This window comes from Pedobacter sp. GW822-FHT03F06 (genome assembly GCF_058801365.1).
This window is the reverse complement of sequence record NZ_JBXANE010000001.1, coordinates 646,076-662,219: the sequence shown is the minus strand read 5'-3', so window position 1 is coordinate 662,219 and position 16,144 is coordinate 646,076. Positions and strand designations below refer to the sequence as shown.

General features: G+C 38.7%; 8 protein-coding genes. 7 read left to right on the top strand and 1 reads right to left on the bottom strand.

The genetic code is table 11. The features are described from left to right. Nucleotides 1-546: 546 nt before the first annotated feature. The 5 genes from AC1RJ8_RS02495 to AC1RJ8_RS02475 all read left to right on the top strand — a co-directional run bounded on the left by AC1RJ8_RS02495 (nucleotide 547) and on the right by AC1RJ8_RS02475 (nucleotide 8,106). Nucleotides 547-1,449, top strand: a complete 903-nt coding sequence (locus tag AC1RJ8_RS02495; RefSeq protein ID WP_492951931.1) for an AraC family transcriptional regulator — start codon at nucleotides 547-549, stop codon at nucleotides 1,447-1,449. A gap of 88 nt (nucleotides 1,450-1,537) precedes the next feature. Then, nucleotides 1,538-3,319 carry a DUF885 family protein gene (locus tag AC1RJ8_RS02490; protein WP_492951932.1) on the top strand — a complete coding sequence of 594 codons (1,782 nt, stop codon included), beginning with the start codon at nucleotides 1,538-1,540 and terminating at the stop codon, nucleotides 3,317-3,319. A gap of 42 nt (nucleotides 3,320-3,361) precedes the next feature. Next, on the top strand, nucleotides 3,362-4,810 hold the full coding sequence (locus AC1RJ8_RS02485) for an APC family permease (protein ID WP_492951933.1): 1,449 nt from the start codon (nucleotides 3,362-3,364) through the stop codon (nucleotides 4,808-4,810). Nucleotides 4,811-4,886: 76 nt separating this feature from the next. After that, nucleotides 4,887-7,184, top strand: coding sequence for a S9 family peptidase (locus tag AC1RJ8_RS02480; RefSeq protein ID WP_492951934.1), 2,298 nt, complete (start codon nucleotides 4,887-4,889; stop codon nucleotides 7,182-7,184). A gap of 133 nt (nucleotides 7,185-7,317) precedes the next feature. Beyond that, the gene (locus AC1RJ8_RS02475) at nucleotides 7,318-8,106 is read left to right on the top strand and encodes an NIPSNAP family protein (RefSeq protein WP_492951935.1); all 789 of its coding nucleotides are present in this window, start codon (nucleotides 7,318-7,320) and stop codon (nucleotides 8,104-8,106) included. A 738-nt stretch (nucleotides 8,107-8,844) separates the two neighbouring features. On the opposite strand, the gene AC1RJ8_RS02470 is transcribed toward AC1RJ8_RS02475, so the two are convergent. Next, nucleotides 8,845-9,144 (bottom strand): hypothetical protein, encoded by a 300-nt coding sequence (locus tag AC1RJ8_RS02470; RefSeq protein WP_492951936.1) that lies wholly within the window; start codon nucleotides 9,142-9,144, stop codon nucleotides 8,845-8,847. A gap of 493 nt (nucleotides 9,145-9,637) precedes the next feature. Here AC1RJ8_RS02470 and AC1RJ8_RS02465 point away from each other — a divergent pair, with 493 nt between their 5' ends. After that, nucleotides 9,638-11,182, top strand: coding sequence for a glycosyl hydrolase family 28 protein (locus AC1RJ8_RS02465; RefSeq protein WP_492951937.1), 1,545 nt, complete (start codon nucleotides 9,638-9,640; stop codon nucleotides 11,180-11,182). Between the two features lie 1,024 nt (nucleotides 11,183-12,206). Next, nucleotides 12,207-16,028 (top strand): TIM-barrel domain-containing protein, encoded by a 3,822-nt coding sequence (locus AC1RJ8_RS02460; RefSeq protein ID WP_493008025.1) that lies wholly within the window; start codon nucleotides 12,207-12,209, stop codon nucleotides 16,026-16,028. Nucleotides 16,029-16,144 lie beyond the last annotated feature (116 nt).

The window sequence follows — 16,144 nt, the reverse complement described above, 5'->3', positions numbered from 1 at the left end:
AAAAGCTAAGAAAAACTCCAAAAAAAGAGTTTTTCTTAAAATAAATTTGCAATTGTGGTAAACCTAGAATACGACCGTAGTGTTCCGAAGGAACTCCTTTGGAGGAGAGATCCTTGAACTATATTAAAAGATTTCTCCGTTTCGCTGTGCTTCAGTCGAAATGACGCGTGATTTTTGGAATCTGTCATTGATAACTCGATTGGAAATCGTTAGGCAGCAAGCTTAAATCAAGGAAGTCAAGTTTTTGAAAACTTGACTTTCTTAATTTAACTCAGTTTCTTCGCAATTTTCCTAAAAACCTCCAGAATAGACTGCTAATTCAAAAATAGCAGATTTTACTCGTTCAAATTAATCGTCTTATATCTTGCTTTACAGTAGGTTAAACTAAATTTGTAGTGATTTACGAGCTGCCGAATTCATAATCGAATCCGTCATATATTATCAAATTATAGCAGGATTTTAACCTTATTTAGGTTTTATTGGTTTATTTGAGTTAATATTCATACATTCAATTCGTAATCAAACTCAACCAACTAAACCAAAATTATGAAAGTATTACCATTTACCATGCTTGTTCCCGATGACAAGAGTGTGATATCGGAACATATTGAACTTCCATATTTTTACCAATACCTGCACCGACATGATGAGTGGCAGATAACTTACATAGAAAAAGGAGAAGGTACATTAATTGCGGGGAATGATATGCATGCTTTCCGATCGGGCGATATTTTTGTAATTGGGGCAAAACTTCCACATCTTTTTAAAAGCAATCCCGAATATTTCTGTGCTGAGAACAATAAAACAATCAAAGCATGTTCTATTTACTTCAATCCCAATGGTATTTTAGCTGCTTTGTTCAATCTTCCCGAAATGAAGATGGCAAGTGGTTTTTTGGCTAAAAACAAACATGGTTTCAAAATTCCTGCTGCTTTTACTAAAAACATGGTAACCAAAATGTTCAATGTTCATCAGGCATCAGGCGTTGATGTGCTGTTTAACTTTCTGAAATTGGTTAACAGTCTTCAGGATTTAAATGAGAATGTAGAATCGTTGTGTTCAGATATGTATTCTTCTAACGTAACCGAAAATGAAGGCATGCGGTTGAGTAAGATCATTAACTTTATCACCGAAAACTACAATAATCAGATTTCTTTAGAAGATGTAGCCAATGCCGCGTTTATGACGCCTCAGGCTTTCTGCAGGTATTTTAAGAAACATACCGGACATACTTTCGTATCCTTTTTAAACGAAGTTAGAATTAACGATGCCTGTAAAAGCCTTATTTCGGGTGAGAAAGCCGATTGCATTTCAGGTGTAGCCTATAAAGCCGGTTTCAATAGTATTACCAATTTTAACCGGGTATTTAAAAGTATTATTGGTCAGTCGCCAAGAGCATATATCGATACTTATAATAATGTGAGCAGGGTGAGCTATGTAGGCGCCTAAACAAAAAAAAACACTTTTATTTTTTTAAAAAAGCGAGCCATTTTTTCAAATGGAGGCAAATGCTATTCGCCAAATTTAACCAAACCAAATGCAAAACAAATTGAAGTTTTTTGCCCTCTTGTTAATGGTAAGCCTGTTATCAGGTACTTTTGTATTAGCCCAAACATCAAACGAAAGTTTGTACGAACAAACCAGCGAAATGGGTACGCTGATAGTAGGCTACCAAAGGGATGTAGATGCCATTAACGATTTCTATTATCCTTATTCCGCAGGAGGTACTTATTCTTTTCCGATGACTACTTTTAAAAGTCCTGAACAAAGAAAACGCCTGCAAGACATCAACAAAGATTATTTAAGCAAGTTAAAATCGGCCAAATTTGAAGACTTTAGTATTTATGGCAAAGTAGATTATATCCTCCTTAAAAAACAGATAGAGTCTTCTGCCTGGCTCTTAGGTAAAGAGGAAACGGAATATAATGCCCTGTCGAAGTATTTTACCTTTGCCGATGCAATTTATGCACTCGAAAAGCTGAGAAGAAGGGGCACTTATAAAGAAGGATCTTTACTGGCTGTCCAGATGACCGAAATCGCGAAGCAGATTGATACCCTGGGCCAAAATTTCACGAAGCAGGTAAGCCTCAAACCCGATCAGCTTAAAATGGCAACGGCCATAACCTTGAGTTTAAAACACCGTTTAAAAGGTTTTTATCAGTTTTATATGGATTATGAGCCTGGTTTTACCTGGTGGGCACCAAAACCATACGAAAAGTTAGATCTCGCTTTGACCAATTACGCTAAGTTTTTTAACGATAAAGGAGATCCTGTACCAGCAACAAAATCAAATAAACCAGAAATTAAGGGCAATCCCATTGGAAGGGAAGAACTGATCAGGCAATTAAATGCAGAACTTATCCCTTACACACCAGAAGAACTGATTAAGCTTGCCGAAACAGAATTTAAGTTTTGCGACGAAGAACTTTTAAAAGCATCGGCAGCAATGGGCTTTGGTAAAGACTGGAAAAAAGCCCAGGAAAAAATCAAGAACAGTTATGTGCCCTTAGGCAAACAACCAGAATTGATTGTAAAACTACAGGATGATGCCTTAAACTTTATAAAAGCCAACGATCTGATCAATATTCCGGCACTGGCAGAAGAAACCTGGGGCATGGTCATGATGTCGGCCGAACGCCAATTGGTAAATCCATTTTTTACCGGCGGGCGCGAAATTAGTATTTCCTACCCAACAAATTCAATGGAAGAAGATGATAAGTTAATGAGTATGCGGGGTAATAATCCTTATTTTTCGAGGGGAACCGTGCAGCACGAACTCTTACCGGGTCATCATTATCAATATTTTATCAATAACCGTTATAAAAGCTACCGCGATCCTTTTAAAACTCCTTTTAGTGTAGAAGGCTGGCCATTATACTGGGAGCTTTTACTCTACGATAAAGGCTTTGCCAAAACTCCCGAAGAAAAAATGGGCATGCTTTTCTGGCGAATGCACCGTTGCGCGAGGATTCTTTTTTCGCTAAACTTTCATCTGGGCAAGTGGACACCTCAACAGTGTGTCGATTTTCTGGTCGATCGGGTAGGACACGAACGCGCCAATGCAGAAGGCGAAGTACGAAGATCTTTCAAAGGCGATTACAGTCCTTTGTATCAGGTAGCTTACCTTACTGGTGGTCTTCAGCTTTTTGCGCTGAAAAAGGAATTGGTTGATAGTGGTAAGATGAGCTTCAAAGCTTTTCACGATGCGGTAATTAAAGAAAACTTAATTCCTGTAGAGATGATCAGGGCTACTTTAACCAATCAGCCCTTAACCCGTGATTTCACTACCTCATGGCATTTTTACGGCCAACTTAAATAAATAAACTCACCAAACCATTTGAACCACCAAGCAACAGAACACATGATTGAAAAAGAAACCACACAATTTAAACCCTCACTTAAATTGATGGATGCAACAATGCTTGTAGCCGGAAGTATGATCGGCTCAGGTATTTTTATTGTAAGCGCCGATATTACCCGGAATGTGGGCAGTTCTGGCTGGCTATTAGTGGTTTGGCTAATTACAGGCTTTATGACGCTTACTGCTGCATTGAGTTATGGCGAATTAAGTGCCATGTTCCCAAAAGCGGGCGGGCAGTATATTTATTTAAAGGAAGCTTATAATCCGCTGATCAGTTTTTTATATGGCTGGAGTTTTTTTACCGTAATCCAAACAGCGACTATTGCCGCAGTAGGCGTGGCATTTGCCAAGTTTACTGCATATCTTGTGCCTGCACTAAGTGAAGATTTAGTCGCCATCGATCTGGGGTTCTTTACCATTTCCCCAGCTCAACTATTGGCCATTGGGGTGATTATATTACTGACCTATATTAACAATAGAGGGGTAAACGGTGGTAAAGTGATTCAAACCACCTTTACAGTAGCTAAATTATTAAGTTTGTTTGGCCTTATCGCGTTTGGCCTTTTCTTTTTAGATAGGGGAATCTGGAAAACAAACTGGGAAAATATGTGGGTTTTAGGACCGCTATCTGCCGATGGAAATATTGGCTCTTACACCACTTTGGCGGCTTTCGGTGCCATTGCAGCGGCGATGGTGGGCTCGATATTTAGTAGCGACTCCTGGCACAACGTTACTTTTATTGCCGGCGAAATTAAAAACCCCGCACGCAATATTGGTTTGAGTTTAGCCTTAGGAACCATCATCGTAACGGTGCTCTACATCCTCACCAATGTGATGTATACTGGGGTACTTTCATTACACGATATCGCCTATGCTGATAAAGATCGCGTAGCGGTTTCTGCTGCCAATCATATTTTCGGTACAGCGGGTACCGTCATTATTGCATTAATGATTATGGTTTCGACTTTCGGCTGTAACAACGGTTTAATTATGGCTGGTGCCAGGGTGTATTACTCAATGGCCAAAGATGGGCTTTTCTTTAAAAAAGTAGGTACACTCAACAAAAATGCGGTTCCTGGTTTTGGACTGTGGATTCAATGTGTTTTTGCTTGTTTATGGTGCATTAGCGGAAAATATGGCGATCTGTTGGATATGATCTCGTTTGTAGTAGTGATGTTTTATATGCTCACCATTTTCGGAATTTTTATCCTTCGTAAAAAACGACCGGAAGCCGAAAGACCTTACAAAGCTTTTGGCTACCCTGTGCTGCCAATCATCTATATGGCAATGGGACTGGCTTTTTGTGTATTGCTGATTATTTTTAAACCTAAATTTACCTGGCCTGGGTTAATTATCACTTTAATTGGTATACCGGTTTATTACCTGATTAAAGGAAATATTGCCCGACAGGATTTGAAAGCAAAAGAATCGGTTGATGTGAGCGGTTAAAATATTGATGTTATTCATCAAAATCTAAAGGAAATCTGAAAAGCCGTAGCACTATATTTACCACAAAAAATCTGTAATGACCATTTATCCAAACGCTAAAAAAGCAATAGCGATCATCTTATTCAGTTTTGTTTCCTTTCAGCTGCTGGCGCAACAAGCGGGTTTACAGCCTTATGCACCAAGTGCTGCTGAAATGGCAAATGCTTACCAATTATCTGCTAAACTGGATACCGCATTACGGAATATCCCAACCAACAACGATCCTGTTCCCTTTTGGAAAAAAGACGGGAGTGCATTTTGGTACAAAAAGAACCTTCCTAACAGAACATGGGAATATTATTATGTAGATGCTGCAACAGGTAAACGTAAAGCTGCATTTGATAACGATAAACTGGCTGAAAACATAGAAAAGGTAACAGGTAAAAAGCAAAATCCATTAAAACTGCAGTTTGCTGAACTGTATTTCGCCGATCAGGGTAATACGGCAAAACTAAAAATACAGGATAAATGGTATGAATTAAACTTGAACGATTACAGTTTGGCAGACACCAAAGACACTACAATTTATCGTTACAATGCCAAAAGACCTTTGCAGCAAAGCAGATCGCGCTGGCAACGGAACCGTGAGGCCAGAAAATCGCCTGATGGTAAAAGCGAAATCCTTCTAAAGGGTGGAAATATATTTGTGGTTGATCTAGCTACCAAAACAGAAACCCAGTTGAGTACCGATGGTAATGCCGATAAACCTTATGGCGAATTTGCATGGTCGCCCGATGGCAAAAATATTGTTGCCTATAAAATCGATCCGAAGGAGACTAAAAAAGTACATTATGTATTAAGTTCCGTTCCTGGCACTACCCGTGGTGAATTAAAATCAAGAGAGTATGCACAGCCTGGCGACGATTTTACCGCTTATCAACCCTATGTTTTTAATGTAATGGCTAAAACTGCCATTAAAGTAGATGCAGATCCGATAGATTTCTTTGGTGCACCAGAATTGCATTGGCGCGATAATAACAGCAGATATTATACCTATGAGAAAGTAGATCGCGGCCATCAACGTTTCAGGGTAATTGAAGTAGATGTTTTAACAGGCAAAACCAAAAACATTATCGACGAAAAAACAAAAACCTTCATTTATGAGCGCCGCATTTATACCCGTTACTTACCTAAAACAAATGAAATATTATGGACCAGTGAGCAGGATGGATGGCAACACCTTTATCTGGTTAATGGCACCACTGGGAAACAGACGCTGATTACCAAAGGCAATTGGGTAATTAGGGATATCGATAGTGTAGATGTGGTTAAACGCCAGGTTTGGTTTAGGGCCTGCGGAATGAATGCCAGTGAAGATCCTTACTTTATCCATTATTACCGGATTGGTTTCGACGGTAAAGGATTGGTAAATCTTACGCCCGAAAAAGGTAACCATAACCTCAGTTTTTCTCCCGATCGTAAATATTATATCGATACTTATTCACAGGTAAATGTGCCGCCTGTAAGCGAGTTAAGGTTAACTTCGAACACCAAAAAAATAAGCGAAATAGAACATGGCCAAACGGATGTTTATTTGGCTACCGGTGTTAAACTGCCTGAAGTGTTTGTGGCCAAAGGAAGAGATGGCATAACAGATATTTGGGGCATTGTTTGTTTTCCTTCAAAAATGGATCCGAACAAAACTTATCCTGTGATCGAAAATATTTATGCAGGCCCTCATGATAGTTTTGTGCCTAAAAGTTTCTTACCAGCCAGTGAGATGCAGAGCATTGCCGAATTAGGCTTTATTGTAGTACAGATTGATGGAATGGGTACTGCCAACCGGTCTAAAGCTTTTCATGATGTATGCTGGAAAAACATAGCTGATGCTGGTTTCCCTGACCGGATATTGTGGATGAAAGCCATGGCCGTTAAATATCCAAATGCTGATATTACCAGCGTGGGGATTTATGGCACTTCGGCAGGGGGGCAAAGCTCAACAGGTGCGCTGTTATTTCATCCCGATTTTTATAAGGCTGCGGTTTCTGCCTGTGGTTGTCACGATAACCGCATCGATAAACAATGGTGGAACGAACAATGGATGGGTTATCCGGTAGGACCGCACTATGGAGAACAATCTAACATTACCAATGCAGCAAAATTACAGGGTAATCTATTTTTAATTGTTGGTGAGGCCGATGAAAACGTACCACCAGAATCAACCTATCGACTTGCCGATGCATTGATCAAAGCAAACAAAGATTTTGATATTTTAAGCATTCCGGGTATGGGGCACAGTGATGGCGGTATTTACGGTCGTAGGCGTAAACGCGATTTCTTTGTAAAACATTTATTGCACGCCGAACCACCAAATCCAAATGTATTGGTTCAATAGTCGTTGGTTAATAGGTGATTAGCCATTTGTTTATCTATCATTGGCTCCCTAAAAATGTAATGACTCAACGCTACTTTTATTCAATCATTAAAATAAATTGTTACTTTGCTGCATTATCTAATCATCCTTAACCATGTTGCAAAGAATTAAAGTATCCTGTCTGTTTTTATTTGTGCTATTATCCAGCGCATTTGTGGCCAATGCATCGAAGATAGATTTCTATCAGATCAAAATTTACCATTTGAAAACCGATGCACAAGAAAAAACAGTAGATGATTATCTGCAGAATGCATATTTACCCGCATTGCACCGTATCGGAATTACAAAAGTTGGTGTATTTAAGCCAATTGTAAGCGATCAGGCTGTGGTTATAGAAAAGCTTATTTATGTATTTATTCCTTTGAAATCATTCAATGGCGTTCTGGATTTGGATGAAAAGTTAGCCAAAGATAAACAACATGCCATTGACGGTAAAACTTACCTTGATGCAGCTTATACCGAGACTCCTTATGAGCGATTAGAATCTATTGTTTTAAAGGCTTTTGAAGATGCTCCTCATTTTATGCTCCCTAATCTAAAATCGCCGATGAAAGAACGGGTGTACGAGTTAAGAAGTTATGAGGCACCTACTGAGAAATATTTTAAGAATAAAGTTGAAATGTTTAATAAAGGTGATGAAATCGGGTTGTTTAAAAGACTCAATTTTAATGCCGTATTTTATGGAGAAGTAATCGCAGGTAGTCGCATGCCTAACCTCATGTATTTAACCACTTTCGAAAATAAGGCAGATAGAGATGCACACTGGAAGGCTTTCTCGGCAGATGATTATTGGAAGAAGTTATCAGCCATGCCAGAATATCAGCACAATGTTTCTAAAAACGATACTAAATTTGTTTACCCTACAGACTATTCAGATTTTTAAGAAAGGTAAAAGCTGAAAGACTAAAGCTAAAAGACCAAAGTTTAAAGACTAAAGCTGAAAGCAAAAGGTAAACTAATTTCCGTGCAAATCTGTGCTTCCGTGGCAAAAAACTACTCGGAAAGATCCTGAAACAACCCGATAGCTATCGGGTTCAGGAGGACGATCGCCGGGACCGAGCTATCAAAACTTAATGTCCGTAACTGCTTAATGGTAGAAGGTAAAAGCTTAAAGACTAAAGCTTAAAGCAAAATTAAATTCCGTGTAAATCTGTGTTTCCGTGGCAAAAAATAACCCAAGCTGGATAGATCCTGAAACAAGTTCAGGAGGACGATCGCTAGGAATAAGCTATGAAATCTTAATGTTCTTAATTACTTAATGGTAGAAAGGTAAAAGCTGAAAGCAAAAGGTAAACTAATTTCAGTGTAAATCTATGTTTCCGTGGCAAAAAAATAATCCAAGCTGGATAGATCCAGGTTCAGGAGGACGATCGCCGGGACCGAACTATAAAAATCTTAACGTTTTTAATTGCTTAATGATAAGAAAGGTAAAAGCTGAAAGACTAAAGCGCAAAGCAAAATTAAATTCCGTGTAAATCTGTGCTTCCGTGGCGAAAAAATAACCCTGGATAAATCCTGCATCAAGTTCTGGAGGACGATCGCCGGAACCGAGCTATGAAATCTTAATGTTCTTAATTACTTAATGGTAGAAATATAAAAGCGAATATCATCAGCGAGCTACTTACAAAAGTATTTCTTTATCCTTATGTTCAGTCAGAATCAGCTGATTTACCGTGTCTTCAAATTTTCTAAAATCGAGCGGTTTAAATAAAAAACAGTTGCCCTTATCAATGGTATTATCGTCATCGTTACTTACAAATACAACAAATTTTACGCTGTTTCGAAGCATTCTGGCTATATCAATTCCTGATATTTCCATCTGGATATTCAGAAATAGAAAATCAATTTTCCCGTAAGTCCAAAAGGCGGCCATGGCATCTATTGCATCTGTAAAACTTCCCTTTAGTTGGAGTTTGTTCATTTTGGAAACAAAGTGCTCAAGTGTTTTTATACTCGTTTGGCTGTCATCTATAATTACACAGCTATAGGATTTTGATAGGGGGGAATTCATTTGTAATAAGCAATTTTATAAACACTTGCAAAATGCTTGCCATTCGATTGTTTTTTAAGTTTATCATGCAAAAATACTTTGTTTAAAATATAACTAATCAATGTTTTATGGTCAGGTAGTATAAAAAATAAACTATTTTGTGCTTTGTATTTTTTTTGATAGTATAGGTAATTGCGGTTCTAGCCCCGTATTTATAGCAACCTGAAGAAATCTTTTTCGCAAATCCTCGTTCCCGATTCCTTTAGCATATAAATCGAAATAAAAATCATTCTTGATAGATATATTATTGCTTTAAATATTGTACCCTATAGCGCATGACAGTTAATCTGATAAGCCAGTTATCTTTGTAAAGAGATAACTGCAGTACCCGTAATTATTTCGCTAACCAAATAATTTTCTCATCATGATTGTACCGATACTTATCAATAAAATAAGCAAGAAGTTGCTGTTGTTTATGCTCGTTTTTCTGTCGTTCAAGGCTGGTGCAAGGGCCATAAATCAGTTTAATCTTTTAGTTGCCCCAGGTACCTTATCAGAAAATACTGCGGCCTTATTGTGGGATAAACAATATGAGGCGCCGAATGTAATTTATCAAATCTCTTTAAACGGTAAAGTATACGGTACTACAGGAAAAACCAATTATACGATCGAAAATTTGAATCCAAATACCTGGTATACGGTAAGTGTAAATGTTAAAGGAAATAAGACTGCCCGCTTAAATACTCTACGTTTTAAAACCAGGGTAAAGGGAAAAATATTCAATGTTTTAGATTTCGGGGCAAAAGGAGATGGTATGGCCAGTAATACGAAAGCGATTCAAGAAGCGATAGACGCCTGTAGTGTGGGCGGAACGGTCTATATCCCTAAAGGGACTTTCGTTTCAGGTGCACTCTATTTAAAAAGTAATATGACCCTCCGGATAGAAGAAGGTGCAGTATTAAAAGGGTCAACAATTGTAGAAGATTATTTGCCGATGATCTTAAACCGTTTCGAAGGCTGGGAGCTGAAAACATATGCCAGTTTACTCAATGCAGGTACGCTTAACCGCAATGGAACTTATAATGTGAAAGATTTAAGAATTACAGGTAAAGGCACCATTAGTGGCGGAGGGAAAAAACTTGGCGATGCGATGATCAAAGCCAGTGGAATAAGAAGCAGAGGCCGTTTAGTCTGCTTAATGAACTGTCAGAACGTAAGTTTGTCTGATTTAACGATTACTGAACCTCCTTGCTGGACCATTCATTATATTTATAGTAACAACGTAACCTGTCAGAATTTAAACATCATCACTGTAAATATCCGTAACGGGGATGGTATAGATCCCGATTCTTCTACCGATGCTTATATTTTTGACTGTACTTTCGATACTGGTGATGATTGTATTGCCATTAAATCAGGTAAAAACCCTGAAGGCTTTTTTGTAGCCAAACCAACCAAAAATGTACGGATAACAGATTGCGACTTTAAACGCGGTCATGGTATTTCGATTGGCAGCGAAATGTCTGGTGGGGTAAGCGATGTTTTGGTACAAGACTGTAAAGCTGGGAAATTATTACATGGCATGCAGATAAAAGGAACAAAAGATAGAGGTGGTTATGTGAAAAATGTAACCGTAACCGATTGTCAACTATTGCAGATTACCATCTTCTCAGCAGTAAACTATAACAACGATGGTGAAGCCGCACCACAGATCCCTACCTTCGAAAATTTTGTATTCAAAAATATAGATATGTCTATGGCTTCAGATGCAGGTACAACAATTAATATCAATGGTTTTAAAGATCCAGCCCACCGCTTGAGAAATGTAACTTTCACGAACGTCACACTGCCAGAGCAGTCAAAGGTTGTAGTAAATGATGCCGAAAAGATAAAATTTACTGAAGTGAAATCGGCCGCCGGCGCTAAACCTCAGTACATGGTAAACAATAGTTCGGAAGTGATTTATTAGTTCATTAGTCATTTGTTCAATGGTCATTAGTTCATTACCTGGTGACCATTAAACATCAATTATTGATCTTTTTATAACTTTAATAATCTTTACTACCTTAAACCCCTATCCGCCTATCGGCACCTTTCCCCTGAAAGGGAAAGGGCTAAAAAACAAGTTACTGCATACTGCAATATGCCCCATGCTATCGGCCTAGGAAATGATGGAAGGAGATCCTTCGACTACGCTCAGGACGTTAAAGCTTTTGCACCTTCTTTCAACCTACCACTACCCCGAGGCAGCACGCACTCCCCGATCCTTTATAAGCTTGTCCCGAACATTCTTCGGGAGGGGCTTGTGCTGGCGACCCAAAAAGCTTTGACGAATTTATCCGACATCAGTTCCAAGCCTTTCAGTTATGCCTTGGTCTTTGTTATTTTTAACGGCAGGCATGCTTTCGCTGCGCTCAGGTTTGTTTCTTTTGGGCCAAGCCAAAAGAAAGAGCCCTCGGCGGCGGTGGACCTGTACCGATTTTTCATCGGCAGCCGAAGCAAGACTGCGCAAAGGACAAGAATAGCGACCGCTTTAAAGTTCCCGCCTGCGCGGGAATGACGACCACATTAAATAACTCCTAATAATATTATTTCGTGCAAATCTGTGCTTCCGTGGCAAAAAACTAACCATAAAGATTCTGAAATAAATTCGATAGCTATCGGATCAGAATGACGCAATTTTAGATCCTGAAACAAGTCCAGGAGGACGATTGCTGAATCCGTTCTGTAAAATCGATCTTCTACTACCTTAAATGATAGAAAACATCACTCCAGCTCTGGTAAAAAATTAGATAGGCAAACGATTGCGCGGTTTTTGTAGCTAAAAACGCACTAGATCCTTTAATGTGTTTGCTAACTTTAGCCCACAGCAACTAAAGCTAAATGCTTGCTTAGACATAAACACATAACCAAATCAAAATTTAATGACCCCGCATTATTTCTTAAAAAACTTTAAAATAGCCAATCTCAAAAATCAACCTAAAAGCGTTGTTTTGGCATGTGCGTTTTTTTTAATTGCCACTCCATTTTTTGCTTCTGCTCAGCCAGCTGCTCAGAAAACCAATCAGGCAGCAGAAAAAGTTACCAAAGTGATTGGTGCAAAAAAGATTAATACCACCACAGTAGAATTGTTGCTTTCTGATAATCAATGTTTAATGTTAGATTTTTACGGTGATCATATTTTCCGTCTTTTCGAAGACCCTACGGGAGGTTTTATACGCAATCCGGAAGCTAAACCAGAAGCCAAAATTTTAGTGGAAAACCCACGCAGACCAGTTTCAAAACTGGATGTTAAAGATGAGAATAATCAACTGTTCATATCTACCGGTAAGATTACCGTTCTTTTCGATAAAAATACTTCGCTGATCAAAATTATTAACCTTGCTACACAAGCTGTGGCTGTTGAAGAATTAGCGCCGGTTCAGTTCGAAAAAGGAAAAGTAACCCTGAGTTTGAAAGAAAATCCGCAGGAATATTTTTATGGCGGAGGTGTACAGAACGGTCGTTTCTCACACAAGGGAAAAAACATTTCTATCGAAAACCAAAACAGCTGGACGGATGGGGGAGTTGCTTCGCCAACGCCTTTTTATTGGTCTACCAATGGTTATGCTGTAATGTGGCATACCTTTAGCAAAGGAAATTACAATTTTGGGGCTAAAGAAAAAGGATTGGTGAAATTGGCACATGAAACCGATTACCTGGATGCTTTTTTTATGGTTAATGATGGAGCAGTCCCTTTATTGAACGATTTTTATCAACTTACCGGAAATCCCATTCTGTTGCCAAAATTTGGCTTCTACCAGGGCCATTTGAACGCTTACAACCGCGATTTTTGGAAAGAAGACGAAAAAGGAACTTTATTTGAAGATGGCAAACGTTACAAAGAAAGTCAGAAAGATAATGGCGGTATAAAAGAATCGCTTAACGGCGAAAAAAATAATTATCAGTTTTCAGCCCGTGCGGTGATCGACCGTTATAAAAAACACGATATGCCTTTGGGCTGGGTGCTTCCAAATGATGGTTATGGCGCAGGTTATGGTCAAACTGAAACATTAGATGGCAACATTCAGAACCTGAAAAGTTTTGGCGATTATGCCCGTAAAAACGGCGTGGAAATTGGACTTTGGACACAATCCGATCTTCACCCTAAAGCAGAAGTAAGTCCGTTATTGCAGCGCGATATTATTAAGGAAGCCAGAGATGCAGGCGTTCGTGTATTAAAAACTGATGTAGCCTGGGTAGGTGCCGGTTATTCGTTCGGCTTGAATGGCGTTGCCGATGTAGCGCAGATTATGCCTTATTATGGCAATAGTAGTCGTCCGTTTATCATTTCATTAGATGGCTGGGCAGGTACACAACGTTATGCAGGTATTTGGTCGGGTGATCAAACTGGTGGCGTTTGGGAATATATCCGTTTCCACATCCCTACCTATTTGGGGGCTGGTTTATCAGGTCAACCGAATATTACTTCCGATATGGATGGTATTTTTGGTGGTAAGAATCTAACCATCAATACCCGCGATTTCCAATGGAAAACCTTTACGCCGATGGAATTAAACATGGATGGTTGGGGCGCTAACGAAAAATATCCACATGCATTGGGCGAGCCTGTAGCTTCGATTAACCGTAATTATTTAAAACTGAAATCGGAGTTGATGCCCTACACTTATAGCGTAGCTAGAGAAGCGGTTACCGGACTGCCGATTATAAGGGCAATGTTTCTGGAGTATCCAAATGCCTATACCAAAGGTACTTCAACACAATATCAATACCTGTACGGACCTTCTTTCTTAGTAGCGCCGATTTATCAGGCAACCAAGTCAGATGAGAAAGGTAACGATATCCGTAATGGTATTTATTTGCCAGATGGAGTATGGATTGATTATTTCACCGGAGAAAAATATGCAGGGAACAGTATTCTCAATAGTTTTGATTCGCCGTTATGGAAATTGCCTGTTTTTGTGAAAAATGGCGCCATTATCCCGATCACGAATCCGAATAACAACGTTTCTGAAATCAATAAAGCAAACCGTATTTATGAATTATATCCTTTTGGAAAAACTTCATTTACGGAATACGACGACGACGGTGCAACAGAAGCCTACAAATTGGGAAAAGGCGCTTCTACTTTGATTGAATCAGCACTAGATGGGAAGAACAATGCCTTGGTTACCATTCATCCTGCAAAGGGCGATTTCGATGGTTTTGTGAAAGAAAAAACAACCGAATTTGTGATCAACGTTACCGAAAAACCAAAAAGGTTAACGGCAAAAGTTGGAAACAGTAAAATAAAATTGACAGAAGCAAACTCAAAAGAAGAGTTTTTAAAACAGTCTAACGTTTATTTCTACGATGCTACACCAAACTTAAACCGTTTTGCTACTAAGGGAAGCGAGTTTGAAAAAGTGGCAATGGTTAAAAACCCACAATTGTTGGTTAAACTTCAGTCTACTGATATTACCATCAATCCGGTAACACTTAGTATAAACGGTTTTAAATTTGAGCCTGTAGATAAACAACGTATGTTAACAGGGAAATTAACTGCTCCTGTTAATGCAAGGGTAAGTGATAAAAACAAAGAAGCCTATACGCTAACACCAAGCTGGACCAAAGTGAGCAATGCAGATTTTTATGAAATCGATTTTAACGATATGCATTACACTACTATCCGAGATACTGCTTTATTATTTGATGGTTTATTGGCCGAAACAGCTTACACCTTTAAATTGCGTGCAGTAAACAAAGATGGCTACTCGGATTGGACCGAAATTAAGGCAACTACTAAAACCAACCCGCTTGAGTTTGCTATTCAGGGTATTGTTGCCGAAACTACAGTAGAAAATCAAGGAGGTTCTGGTATCAATAAATTGTTCGATTATGACGAAGGTAATACCTGGCATACCAAATGGGGTGTTAAAGCAGTTCCTTTTGATATGATCATTGATCTGAAATCGGTCAATCAACTGGATAAATTCCACTACCTGCCACGCACAGGAAGAGGGAACGGCATTTTATTAAAAGGTAAAGTATTTTATAGCAATAATAAAGAAAACTGGACAGAAGCTGGTGCATTTGAATGGGCCAATAACGACGAAATTAAAATATTTAATTTCACTGCACATCCTGCTGCACGTTACATCAAAATTGCTGTTGCTGATGGCGTAGGTGGTTTTGGTTCAGGTAGGGAGCTGTATGTGTTTAAGGTTCCTGGTACCGAAAGTTATCTTCCGGGCGATATTAATAACGACCGTTTAATTGATAAGAACGATTTAACTTCTTACATCAATTATACCGGTTTAAGAAAAGGTGATGCCGATTTTGAAGGTTATATCAGCAATGGCGATATCAATAAAAACAATTTGATCGATGCTTACGATATTTCAGTTGTGGCTACGCAGCTTGAAGGAGGTGTGAAAAATGCTAAAATCGATAAAATTGCAGGTAAACTGGAAATCAGTACTGCTAAACAAGCTTACAATAAGGACGAAATCATCGAAATCAAAGTAAAAGGAATAAACCTGAAATCAGTAAATGCTTTAAGTTTTGCACTACCATACAGTGCACAGGATTATGATTTTGTAAGCATTCAGCCTTTAAATACCAAACAGATGGATAACCTGACCAACGATCGCCTGCATACAAGTGGTGCCAAGGTTTTGTACCCAACCTTTGTAAACATAGGTAACAAAGATGCTTTAAACGAAACTGCCGATCTGTTTATCCTGAAATTAAAGGCAAAACATAAACTACAGTTCATGCTTAAAATTAGTGAAGGCATTTTAGTAGATAAGAATCTCAATTCAGTTAAATTTTAGTTAGTAGTGATTAGTGCAGAGAGGTCGGTTTTTAATCGGCCTCTTTTTTATTGGCACTAACTAGAACACCAGAATAGATTCGGTAATAAGTTTGCAAAGTGTATCTTTACAACTCG